The sequence below is a fragment of the Fibrobacter sp. UWH6 genome, assembly GCF_900142465.1.
Taxonomy (GTDB): Bacteria; Fibrobacterota; Fibrobacteria; order Fibrobacterales; family Fibrobacteraceae; genus Fibrobacter.
Window position 1 is genome coordinate 1 of sequence record NZ_FRAX01000038.1, and the last position, 12,346, is coordinate 12,346.

A 12,346-nucleotide genomic window follows, 5' to 3' on the forward strand; every position below is an offset into this window, starting at 1 on the left:
CGCGGAAACGCAGCGGCAATATTTGGAGAGGCTTTCCAACTGCTGGACCGCATCAAGCCTGGCGACGCCGTTGATAATTCAACCGGAAACGAGTACGGAGAAGGTTGGAGTTCTTACGGAATCGACAATATCGATGTCAATGGCTACATCCGTCAAATAGACACAAACAATCCCGAAACCGTAGAATACGACGAAAGTGTTTCTTATAGTGAAAAAATCAAACTGGAAAACTACACTTCAATCCGTCTTCCGCCAAATCTATCCATCTACGCGACAATGAACACAAGTGACCAAAATGTGATAGCGACGGATAATGCGTTCCAGCGTAGATTCAAGTCTAGGATGATTCGCAATAAACTTTCCAACGAAGTCTTTCCAGGTAAGGCTCAATACAATATTCAGATTGATGGCACCGAAGTTTGTTGGGGTAAATTTCGAGACTGGGTAAACGAAAAAATCCTATTGCCAGAAAATGGAATTTCAAAAGCAGACGACAAATGTCTTGGCGGATGGTTCATAAGCACTTCTGTCAAAGAAAAAGATGCAAATGGAGCTGTCGTTAAATTTGAAGACATTTCAAGGGAAGATTTCGCCGAGAAAGTTATCAAGTATTTATGGGACGATGTTTTTAAGCGCAATGCGGCAAACAATATTTTCAACAAGGACAAGTTCAAGTCCCTCTCGGACTTGATTGACGCCTTTGAAGAAATGGACGGCGAATCATATAAACTCAAAGGGTTTGATGCGTTTGATACGATTTTCAAAATATCAGAAAACGAAAAAAACGTCTTAAGAAATGGATAATTCCGCTATTCACAAATCCGTTAAACGTCAGAAATCCTTCAAGGATTTTTGCGTTTACTTTGATCCGGCAGTTTCTTCTTTTGACGAAGACGAAACTTTTGTCGGCGTGAAGATAAGAAAAGCGGATGAACAGGATTCCTTTGAACCTAGGATTTACTTTCCTCGCGGATATCGTCCAGATCATGATGACTCCGAAGTCGAAAAACTGGATGCAGAACTTAAATCAGATTTTTTGAGATTGATTTCTATCATCAATGACGTTTCTCTGCAAAATCGTTTCCCTGACAATGAAAAAAGTGACTTGAAAACGGGTTTTCCGATTAAAGCATTCTTCTCCATTGTACAATATTATTTGGACTATGGTTATTTTGCGGAAACAGAAACGGTTTATAAAAAGGGTTGGTCTGGGAAAATAAGCTGGTCACGAACAATAAAGCGAATCAAGCCTCAAGTAGTAAAAGACGAAGACGACAACCACAGCGTTGTATACCTCAACTTGATTACACGACGAACAAACTACAAACAAGACAGCCTGATTACGCTTATTCATAAGTTCTGTGTTTATGAGGCAGCAAGATTAATCGGTCCTTTTTTGGGCGTTATCGAAGATGAATTTGATTCACCGGAACTGGATTTTGATTACGAACTTTTTGTTGAAGTTCTGAAAGATAAAATTGCATCAACATTCAATGACAAGTTCCTGGAATTATTTCATTCGTTACTAACTGTTGTGGATTTCTTTGAAAATAAGGAGACCCTTGTCAATGATGATTCTGAAATCTGCTTCGGGTTTAAAAAGTTCGATCACGCTTGGGAAGGAATGATCGATAGTATTTTCGGGAATGTTAGCGACAAGACGAAATACAATCCCCATCTGAAATTCATTGCGATGAATTCCAAGAGTGTAGAAGGGAAAATCATTGATTACGACGATGACAAGGGAGATGGCAGACGCTCCACTTTGCGTCCCGATACAATCATGAAGCTTGGCGATTCCGTCTTTATTCTTGACTCCAAGTATTATAAGTTTGGAGTAAAGAATGAAACCCGTTACTTGCCCGGTGCAGAATCTGTCTGCAAGCAGATGGCGTATGCGGAATATGTTGAAAACCATATGGGTATAAAAGCCGATAAAAATTTCAATGCATTTATCATTCCGTATTATGCGAAATCAAACGTATTGCCTTTCGGTATGGAAAATAAAGGCTTTATTTACGGGGAATGGAAAGTTATCTCCAAAAAGGATGATACCGAAAAGCAGAATATTTGTGAGAAACGCCCTTACCACTATATCGCTTGCGTTTGCCTTGACATGAAGTCCGTAATGCGAAACTACCGTCGCAACGAAATTGCTCAATTCAGATTGGCGGAAGTTGTGAGATCCGGGGCAGAAAGCATCCTGGAATACGCAACAAAAGAAATTAACGCATGATGGTGCCAATCTTGAAATTCCATGAAGTCAAGTTTGAGGTGTTCAAGAATTTTTGAAAAATAGCTCTTGACAAGGAATAATTTGCAATTTATATTTACGGTGCTCGAATGAGTACTTGTGTTGTGTCCCGCATTTTAAGCTTGTATGTGGGGAAGGAGTTAAGATGAATGAAGTTGCAAACGCCACGGATTTAACGTATATTGTACGGCAGAGGTTCCCCGTGTGCCAATTATCCATGGACATTCCAGAAGAAGTGCTGTTTGATACGCGCATGAATAAGGAAAGTGCACTTTCCTTAGCTAAACGTGTTGTTGCGCTTGAATTCTACAAGAATCATGGAGTCTCTGTTGGATATTGCGCAGAAATCGCGGGAATGACCGAAGAGGATTTTATAAAGTTCCTTGGTAGCCGAGGCATTTCCATATTCCATTTTGATGATGCAAATGAGTTTATGGAAGAAATGAAAAATGCCTAGAGTTATTATCAATTCCACTCCATTAATTGTCCTTGGAAATTTAAATCGGCTGGAGCTGTTGCGCCAGTTGTATGGGGATGTTGTGATTCCGCAAGCTGTATTTCGTGAGGTTTGCGAAAAAAATGATGCGGCGAGTAAGCAGATTAGTGACATTGGTTGGATTCATGTCGAGCGAGTATTGGATCCGATCAATAGAAGAATTTTCCAAGCGAAGTTACACGATGGGGAGGTTGAAGTTATGCTTCTAGCTATGCAATCTCCCAAAGCGGATTTAGTTATTATTGATGATAATGCAGCCAAGAAAACTGCAAAATTTCTTGGATTGACAGTAACAGGGACGTTGGGGGTTATTTTGAAGGCGAAACGAAATGGTTTGGTCCCGCGTGTTACGCCAGTTTTAAAAGATCTTGAAAATCTTGGATTTTTTATTGGCGATGATATCCGTTCCTTGGTTTTGCAGCAAGCTGGAGAAATTTGATATTTGATAAAATCTTCATTCTGGCAGGCCAATAGGGACTCTTGCTTTTTTTAGATTGTTATTATAAAATCTGAAATAAAAATCCGAAAAGTTTTATGAAAAAGAAATTTGTTTTGTCGGCGGCGATGATTGCTGCTCTTGGATTGGCGGGTACCGCCCAAGCGGCACAGACGGTGATTAAGGTGGATGATACCAAGCCGGGTGTGGTGATCAGCAAGAATAATATGATGTCTGCGGATTTGGCTATCTGGAATCCGCCTAGCCGTTATTACGATATGACCGACGCCCTGGTGGATGGCGGTTACACTTTGTTCCGTTTCCCCAACGGCAGCTTGAGTAATGACTACCACTGGAATGGTATTGGCAAGTACGACAGCACTGGCCTCTGGATTTCTACGGAAGAAGAAGGCAAGTATGCTCCGGGTTTCTTGGGCGAGACTATTTATCGCGGCACCACTAAGGATAACTACGGTTTTGTCCGTCGCAGCCACCTGGCCGATGGCAACATGAATACCATTTGGTGGGGCGAAATTCTGGACCCCAATGACCTGCCCTGGGTTGTGGTGGAATTCCCGGAAAAGAAGAACATTGATTCCCTGCAGATTAGCTGGGGAGATTTGCGCCCCAAGGCTTTCCAGTATGAATACTGGACTACAGATTATGCGGAATATCCGGGCGTTCATCAGGCTTTGACCAACGACCTGAAGTTGGAAGCCAAGGTGAAGGTGACTGGCGCCGAAACCATGTACAAGGGTAAGACTGTGCGTACCCGCTACGTGGCCATCCGCTTTAAGTTGCAGGACTTGCCGGGCAAGGGTGTGCAGATTCGCGAGATGAAGATGTTCAGCAATGGCGAGGACCTGCTGGCCGGAAATGAATACAAGATGTACGCCATGTCTACCCGCAACGGCGACAAGGCCCGTACCGACTGGACCAACATTCCCTGGCATTTCGAAGAATTCATGACCTACATTAATGGCCTGCCCAAGTCTGCTGACGGCAAGCCTGCCCAGGCTGTGATTTGCGTGAACGCGGGTACGGGCACTTCCAAGGAGGCTGCCGCCTGGGTGCGTTACGCCAACAAGGTGAAGGGTTACAATATTAAGCAGTGGGAAATCGGTAACGAACTTGACGGCGAATGGGAAGAATCTGGCCCCATTTCTGCCCGCCATTATGCGGCCCGTTATCTGGAATATGCCCGCGCCATGAAGGCGGTGGACCCCACGATCATGCTTCACGGCCCGCTGCTCAGTACTCACAAGATGATGCAGAAGGGCGCAGGCATTCTGGATGGAAAGTACTGGATGGAAGAATTCCTCCGTATTGTGGGGGAGGCGGAAATTGCCGATGGCAAGCGCTACCTGGATGCAGTGGACTTGCATAATTACCCGTACTGGACTCCCAATGGCGCCAACGCCAAGGACATGCTGAAGGCAATGCTGGATGTGGGCCACAATATGGATACGCTGGACGTTTGGATGAAGCGTCACTTGCCTGGCGTGGATAAGGTTCCTTCTGCTTCTGGCGAAGAGAAGCGTCGGGTGTTCCTTTCGGAATTCAGCACCAACGTTCAGGGTTACAGCCTGTTGATGGATTACCCCCAGGCAACGGCCATGGCCATGATTTTTGCGCAGCATGCGGTGCGCTTTGGCGACCGCCTGCAGGTGCTTCCCTGGGATGCTTTCGGCAACCTCTTTAAGAGTCCCGATGACACTTGGGGTACCATCAGTATGACGGCCCTGGTGAAGGAAGGCTCCTGGAACAAGTGGAAGTCTCTGGAACCTACTGCGGAATACTACGGCGTGTATATGACTTTCAAGCAGTTCCTGGAAGACGGCTTTGCTGTGGTTCCTGTGGAAAGTTCCAATTCTGAAGTTGTGGCTTATGCCTTGGCGAAGAAGGGTGCTGCAGGTGCTGGCGACTCGGCCCGTGTTCTTTTGGCAAATTTGTCTGACGTTGCGCAGGTTGTACAAATTGATCGCGCTTCCGTGGGATCCAAGAAGGAAAATTCCCGCATTGAAGTGGACGTGTTTGGCGAAGATCAGTTCAAGTGGATTGGTGATGGCAAGAATGCCTATCCCTATCCGAAAATGGGTCCCAGTGGCCGCCGCCTGAATCCGGCAAAGTCCCGCGATGTTATGATTCCTCCTTTCGGTATGGCGGTGGTGCAAATCAATCCCCGCGTTGTTGGGGCTGACAAGGCCTCCGCAAAGAATGCCGCAACGCCTGTAGTCCTTGCCGCAGCTCTTGAAAAGAAGGTCATGATGCGTGGCGATACCCTGGACTTGTTCGGGACAGTCACCCAGCAGGATGGTGAAATTACTGGCGCATCCATTAAGATTCCTGATTTTGGCCCCAAGGGCGGTTCCAAGACGGTGAATATTACGCCCGATGACGGCAAGTGGAACGCGTCCATCGAAAGCTTCCATGTGAAGGTCCCTGTGCCGGAAACTGCAAAGATTACCGCCGCAACGGAAAAGCTTCCGGAAATGGAATTGACGGTTACAGGTCTTGGCGGCAAGAAGACTGTGCAGAAGATTCCGTTCCGTGTTCGTGGCGCTTACCGTACCACCAGCTGCATGCAAAACTTTGATAATGGCCTGGATGCTGTAGATTGGTTCCCGGTGGTGAATGGCGATAACGCCACTTCCATGGACGCCAAGGTCTATAACGGCAATCCGCCCCTGGGTGGTTATATCCGTCATGACTGGATTATTGAGCAACCTCCTGAACTGGGTTGGCCCAACTACTCCGGCGCTTACTATGTGCTGCCTCCCGAAGTGAAGAACTCCGTGGGCATTGTCTTCGATTACTCCACCAACCACAACAATCCCGACGGTTACATCGAACTGCAGATTATGTCGGAACAGGTGAAGGATTACGACGAGTTCATGGTCCGTCTGAAAAACACCCGCGGCAACTGGGTACGCGACACTCTCATCTGGGAAAACATGACTCAGGAAGGTTGGGGCAAGAACGTTCCCCAGCTGGATCCGAGGCAAATCAAGAACTTCGCCTTCCGTGCCCGCTGGAGTGGCAAGGGTTTCATCAGCCTCGACAACATCTACCTGCTGCAGGAAGACGGGAAGGAAGTTCCCATGCCCAAGGGCCTGAGAAGATTGCGGTAAATTTCACGGTTTCGGAAGAACTTTAAATAAAAAATCCGGGCTGCAAAAGCTCGGATTTTCTTTTCAAGAATTGTATTTAGTAGTGTTTATTCGTATGTTCCTACGAATAAATGTTCCTTGCGTGCGTTCTTCAGGTATTCTACATAAAAGTTTGTGGTCCCGGTTTCGATGCCGTCCCGGCATATGAAGGAGACGGCTATGTCGGTACAACCATATTTCTTGATGTAGCGGTAGCCCACGAATGAAACGAAGTTTCCTGAGCCTACGGATTCTGAAGCCTCTTCTGTCCATCCGGCAGCCTGCATGATGGCTGGGTAGGTGGTGTCGCACATGGCGGTATTGAATTCCTTGTGAGAAACCTTATACATGGGAGTTTCTGCGTCAAGGGTTTCTACGCCCGGTGTTGTGGTGGAAAATTTGAAACTTTCAAGAAGGGTTTTCATTTCTTCCACCGTCATGGGGGATTCCGTGCAGGAGTCTTCAATATTGTTGCCGTTGGTGCTGTTTGACGGGGATGAACTGTCGTCGGAACAGCCTGCCAATACGCAAAGGGCGATTGTTGATATAAGGGATAAAATTTTCATCTTCATTTTCTTGGCTGATAATCTCAAAATAAAAAAAGCCGCAGCTTAATAAACTGCAGCTTTTTGATAAGGGTGCTGTTGCAACGTTTTTAGCGAGCTTCGCGGTCCACCCAAGGTCTTGCGTTGAAACCAGTGTAAATCTGGCGGGGACGGTTGATCTTGGAGTTGGGATCGTCGTGCATTTCCTTCCAGTGGGCAATCCAGCCGGGCAGACGACCGATAGCGAACATCACAGTCAGCATGTCGGTGGGGATGCCCATGGCGCGGTACAGGATACCGGAGTAGAAGTCCACGTTGGGGTACAGCTTACGTTCGATGAAGTATTCATCCTTCAGGGCGGCTTCTTCAAGCTTCAGGGCGATGTCCAGCAGCGGGTCGTGAACGTGTTCGCGTTCGAAGACCTGGTACATCAGCTTCTTAAGAACCTTGGCGCGAGGGTCGTAGCTCTTGTAGACGCGATGACCGAAACCGGAAAGACGGAACGGGTCGTTCTTGTCCTTGGCCTTGGCCATGACCTGGTCGATGGTCATGCCGCTTTCCTGGATGCGGAGCAGGGTTTCCAGCACAGCCTGGTTTGCACCACCATGGAGCGGGCCCCACAGGGCGCAAATGCCTGCGCAGATAGAAGCGTAAAGGTTTGCCTGGGAGCTGCCCACCATACGGACGGTAGAAGTGGAGCAGTTCTGTTCGTGGTCGGCGTGAACGATGAGCAAGGTGTTCAGGGCCTTTTCCATAATCGGATCCGGGTGGTAAGGACGAGCCTTACTGCTGAACATCATGTTCAGGAAGTTACTGCAGTAGCTGCGTTCTGCTTCCGGGTACACAAACGGTTCACCGATGCTAGCCTTGTAGGAGAAGGCTGCAATGGTGCGGATCTTGGAAATAAGACCTGCGGTTGTGAGTTCGAAAGCGCTGGCGATGTTTTCGTCGTCGTAGAAGCGGGGGGTGAACAAGCCCACGGCGTTCACGATGGAGCTAAGGATACCCATGGGGTGGGCGTTAGGCGGCATCTGACGGAAGAAGCTCAGCAGGTTTTCGTGGAGGAGTGCGTTTTCGGTCAGCAAGGTGCGGAAATGGGACAGCTGCTGAGATGTGGGCAGTTCGCCGTAAATCAGGAGCCATGCAGTTTCCGGGAAGGTGGCCTTTTCAGCCAAGTCTTCGATGGCGTAACCGCGATAGCGGAGAATGCCCTGTTCACCATTCACGTAGGTGATAGAGCTCTTGGTGCTACCGGTGTTCAGGTAACCGTAGTCAAGCGTTACAAGGCCAGATTCCTTGCGGAGCTTGCTGATGTCGAGACCGTGTTCGTTCTCAGTACCTTCACAGACGGGGAGCTCGAAGCTCTTTCCGTTGTAGTTCAGTATTGCGTTGTCGGACATTGATCCTCCAGTGTGAGGTTTGAGGTGTGAGGTCGCTCGCGATGCTCGCTTTGAGGGGCGAGGCCTCTTGCCAAAACCTTTTTGTTCATCGTAAAATGTGTTTTGCAAAGATAGCTAACACAAAGTACTTATGCAAAATCCATGCCATGAAACTAAAGCAATGAAGTCGGACTCTAACCTCAAAGGGCCGAAGGCCCGACCTCATACCTCAAAGCCTCATGGCTTCGCTCCTACTTCTGCAGTTCCTTGACAGCCTTGTAGATGTTGTCGAAGAGCTTGCCCAACTTTTCGGTAGGCACTGCGGAGAAGGCCAGACGGATAAGACCACTCAGCATGATGGTGCCGGTGCTGTAATCCTTGATGAGCTTCTGGCGGAGTTCTTCGGCGTCGACGCCCTTGGGCTTTACGCACATGAAGTAACCGCTGTTGAAGGGCATGGCTTCGAAGGCTTCTGCGTATTCCGGATGGGAAGCGAGGACTTCCTTGATGATATCGTAGCGCTTCTTGAGGGTTGCGTACTTTTCAGCCTTCTGTGCATCGTATTCTGCAGACTGGTAGGCGGCGAGAAGAATCTTCTGGCTGATGGACGGACCGTTGGAGATGTTGCCACGGACGGTACCGGCGGCCTTGTCTTCCAGAGCCTTCAGCTGTGCTTCAGTTGCGCCCTTGAAGCCGAAGCTCATGAAACCAACGCGGAAACCCCAAACGTAGTCTTCCTTGGTGGGGCCGTCCAGCTTCACAGCCAGCAGGTTTTCGTGGGCGTCGACAATTTTTGTAAAGAGGGATTCGCGAGTGACGCCATCTTCGTAAACCAGTCCGAAGTATGCGTCGTCCATCAGAGCCACAACCTTGTTACCTGCAGCTGCGCATTCGGTAAGGATCTTTGCGATTTCCACGGCTTCGGTTTCGGTAGCGGTATAGCCGGTGGGGTTGTTGGGGAAGTTCAGGAGCACGACCTTCTTGTCGCTCTTGCCTGCAGCGAGGGCTGCCTTGAGAGCTTCGGTGTCGAAACCACCGTTCTTGAAGGTATTGAAAGTCTTGATTTTTGCGCCGCGGGCGTTTTCAAAAACCAGTTCGTAGTTGTCCCAGTACAGGTCCGGAATGATGACTTCGTCACCAGCGTCCAGGAACATGTAGCCGGCGCAGCTGATAGCGTGGGTCAGAGCGCAGGTCACGACCGGGTTGGAGAACTGCTTGGAAGCGAGGGTGGGGTTCTTCTTGATGACCTGTTCCTTCCATGCCTTACGCAGGTCCGGATTACCGAAGCTGGGGGCGTAGAGGAAGGAGTTCTTGGGGAGGTTCAGGGACTTGAGAACGCAATCCAGAACCAGCGGAGAACCGTCGTCTTCGAGAGCGGTACCGATGGTAGCGTTGATGTCGGAGCCCTTGGCTTCGGCACCCTGGCCAAGAATACCCTTGCGGGGGAAGAAAATGGCCTTGCCCTGTTCAGAGAGCATATCGAGGACCTTGCAGCCGTTTGCGGAAAGTTCGGCGTTCAAGGCAACTGCGAGAGGATTGTAGTTCATTTTTCGTGTCCTGTTGAAAAATTAGTTTAACCGGGGGCAATTTAGTTTTTTTTGACCCCACTCGCAAGGTAGGAGGGGACTTCCGCGAACACAAAAACAGCCCAAAAACGGCAAAAAAATGTTCGTCTTTTTCACAAATCGTATTACAATATTTGTTTGTAAGAAAAATGTGATTTTTTAGGGGGGGGGGGGGGCTCCCCCGCAACGCCCCCGGCAAATCAAGTTGATTGTAGAGGAATCATGTTCAGCAATTGCTCTTTCGTCAAAAATTCTAAAACAGAAAATGCGGTCAGCTTGTTGCCCAAATCCTTTATGGATGCTCCTACGTGATAGACTATGTCGTCGACGATGATAAAACGGTCGTGAACATCTCGAATATTCAGGACCTGTACGGTGGGGTTTTGACGGTTTAATAGATTTTGCCGGGAGTCGTAGAGTCCTGTCGTCTGCATAGGGATCGATGATAATGATTTCTTGTTTTGCTGAACGGACGAGCTGGGCTGCGAATTCGTAGCCGCTCCACCAGGATTTCGCAGGAATTGCGCCTTCTGTGGGAGGCGTGTTTAGCTTGACAAAGAAATCTACTTGCTTTTCGAGAGCATCAAACGCTGGTTGATGCTGTAGCCTTTGAGAAGGTGGTTTTTAAGGACTTGGTTTGCCCAGCGACGAAAAAGGGTTGCATTTTTGCTGTTTACCCTATATCCGACGGATAATATCGCATCAAGATTGTAGTATTTCGTTTCGTAAACCTGTTGGCTTGCATTACCCATATGTTCCAAAACGGAACATGTGCTATGTTCATCTAGTTCCTGAGATGCGTAGATGTTTTTTAAGTGTTTTGTAATTGCGGGCCGTTTTGTGCCAAATAGCTCTGCAATTTGAGCCTGCGTCAGCCAGGCGGTTTCGTTTTCGAGACGGACATCAAGATGCAATTCGCCATCGGCATGGTAGGCGATGATTTCGCCTTTCTCAGGCTTTTTTTCCAGATGATTTTCCATCGGAAACTCCGCGGAACGCATTTCCCATGATGCGAGGAAACTCGCGGGCCCCTGTCGGGGGATGTAATAAAAACCGGCGTTTCCGGCTGGGATAAATATACAAATTGCAAAAGTCAAATTATGACAGTCTGTGTTTTTTGACTATATTTTTTTTTGAGAAAAGGGAATAAATTAGGAGAACATATGAATATAGGCCGCCTGCGAACTATTCTGAGCGCAAAACCGCGTGTCGCTCAGCTCGCTATGCTGTTGTTCGTGGCAACAATGCTTATTGCCTGCGGCGACGATAATGGCTCCAGCGCTACGGACGAAAGTGGTTCCTCCCACATGTCATCCACGACCGAGCCTGTCCCTGACCCAAATCGGGGAATTGAGGATTTGGATGAATCCTCCTCCAGCAGCCCTAACTCGGAATCAGCTGTTTTGTCGGCATCGAACCTTGAGCCTGTAGCGAATTCATCCAGCAGCTTCGTCTGGTTGCGTGAAGATATGGTGGATTCCTCTCGTCTGACCATTTATCGATTCCTGTATCCCCGCGCAGACATGTCCTTGGACACCGGGTACTTCAACGGAGACGAATGCCGCTTTGAAGCTGAAGGAAAGTTTCTTTGTGAACAACGTTCCTGTATTGCCTATGATGGTGGTCAAATTGATATCCCGCAAAGTTATGGGATTCTTGGCGTTAGCGCAAGAGACAAGGACGGCGCCTATAGTGAGTACTTCCACACCAGCACAGATATTACGCGACTGGTGGATATAAACTTTGGCGATAGCGCACTTACTACATTCATTCCGTTTGCAGACATTCCCGAGTTTGATAGGGATGGCTTCTTGGAACAACTCTCTGTTTTACCTGCCGAGCCTTGCTCAACTTTATTTCATTTTGAAGGAAATTATCTATTGCAGGCGGATGGATTGCCTGAAGGAATTATACTTTATCGCGATGGCCAAGGAATCAAGGGACGTGGGGATTCTCGGGAATACTATTCGGCTTTATTCCCGAAGGAAGAGTTGGACGCCGTGAAGGCGCACATTTATGAGGCCGGTCAAGGTGAAAAGTCTTCTTACAACAAACTTATGGTAGAATATTACAGTGAACTGAAATATGCTCCAGATAGAGGACTTGATATCTCCAACCAAACGATTACAGCAGAGATTAATGATTTTGGCTGCGGAGTAGTGTCAACTTCTTATGTAACGGATATGATGGCTGGACTTTGTGAAGGCTGGAAAATCCCCGAAGATGCAAAGGTGTTTTCCTATCGTCTAATCAACATTTCTGGCAAGGTCCCTGAAAATCCTGTCCAGTGGAAGTTGACCTATATGGATCAGTATGGCCGAGGTGGCTCTTTGGATATTGTCACCCAATTTGAATAGGCAAAAATCTCAAATTTTAAGGCTCTTCATCAACATGTGTGGGTGGCTTCGCCACCCTTTTTTGTTGACATTCGCCTAAATTAAACAAAAAATGGGCTATTTTCTAAAATTTAATCGCCAAAAAAAACAGAAGAAAAAGCCCATGTCAAAATTATACAAATCCAT

At 47.8% G+C, this 12,346-nt stretch carries 8 protein-coding genes and 2 pseudogenes; 6 read left to right on the plus strand and 4 right to left on the minus strand.

Features of this window, described 5'->3' with window-relative positions; translation table 11 throughout:
- The 5 genes and pseudogenes from BUB73_RS17475 to BUB73_RS16310 all read left to right on the plus strand — a co-directional run.
- Positions 1 to 804: pseudogene (locus tag BUB73_RS17475) on the plus strand (hypothetical protein); the annotation flags it as partial.
- Positions 797 to 2,236 carry an LlaJI family restriction endonuclease gene (locus BUB73_RS16295; RefSeq protein WP_073287508.1) on the plus strand — a complete coding sequence of 480 codons (1,440 nt, stop codon included), beginning with the start codon at positions 797 to 799 and terminating at the stop codon, positions 2,234 to 2,236. The pseudogene BUB73_RS17475 and the gene BUB73_RS16295, both read left to right, overlap by 8 nt.
- Positions 2,237 to 2,399: 163 nt before the next feature.
- Complete coding sequence (locus tag BUB73_RS16300; protein WP_212668386.1) at positions 2,400 to 2,711, plus strand: UPF0175 family protein; 312 nt, start codon at positions 2,400 to 2,402, stop codon at positions 2,709 to 2,711.
- On the plus strand, positions 2,704 to 3,189 hold the full coding sequence (locus tag BUB73_RS16305; protein ID WP_073287509.1) for a PIN domain-containing protein: 486 nt from the start codon (positions 2,704 to 2,706) through the stop codon (positions 3,187 to 3,189). Before BUB73_RS16300 ends, BUB73_RS16305 begins: the two co-directional genes overlap by 8 nt.
- 95 nt (positions 3,190 to 3,284) lie before the next feature.
- Positions 3,285 to 6,317, plus strand: a complete 3,033-nt coding sequence (locus BUB73_RS16310) for a discoidin domain-containing protein (RefSeq protein ID WP_073287511.1) — start codon at positions 3,285 to 3,287, stop codon at positions 6,315 to 6,317.
- Between the two features lie 86 nt (positions 6,318 to 6,403).
- On the opposite strand, the gene BUB73_RS16315 is transcribed toward BUB73_RS16310, so the two are convergent.
- The 4 genes and pseudogenes from BUB73_RS16315 to BUB73_RS18095 form a co-directional block, all read right to left on the minus strand.
- The gene (locus BUB73_RS16315; protein ID WP_175547674.1) at positions 6,404 to 6,907 is read right to left on the minus strand and encodes a hypothetical protein; all 504 of its coding nucleotides are present in this window, start codon (positions 6,905 to 6,907) and stop codon (positions 6,404 to 6,406) included.
- Between the two features lie 83 nt (positions 6,908 to 6,990).
- Positions 6,991 to 8,280, minus strand: coding sequence for a citrate synthase (locus BUB73_RS16320; RefSeq protein ID WP_073160268.1), 1,290 nt, complete (start codon positions 8,278 to 8,280; stop codon positions 6,991 to 6,993).
- A 230-nt stretch (positions 8,281 to 8,510) separates the two neighbouring features.
- The gene (locus tag BUB73_RS16325) at positions 8,511 to 9,806 is read right to left on the minus strand and encodes an aminotransferase class I/II-fold pyridoxal phosphate-dependent enzyme (RefSeq protein WP_073287514.1); all 1,296 of its coding nucleotides are present in this window, start codon (positions 9,804 to 9,806) and stop codon (positions 8,511 to 8,513) included.
- 218 nt (positions 9,807 to 10,024) lie between these two features.
- Positions 10,025 to 10,825: pseudogene (locus BUB73_RS18095) on the minus strand (virulence RhuM family protein).
- A gap of 162 nt (positions 10,826 to 10,987) precedes the next feature.
- On the opposite strand from BUB73_RS18095, the gene BUB73_RS16335 reads away from it, so the two are divergent.
- Positions 10,988 to 12,181 carry a hypothetical protein gene (locus tag BUB73_RS16335; protein WP_073287517.1) on the plus strand — a complete coding sequence of 398 codons (1,194 nt, stop codon included), beginning with the start codon at positions 10,988 to 10,990 and terminating at the stop codon, positions 12,179 to 12,181.
- The last annotated feature ends 165 nt before the right edge of the window (positions 12,182 to 12,346 follow it).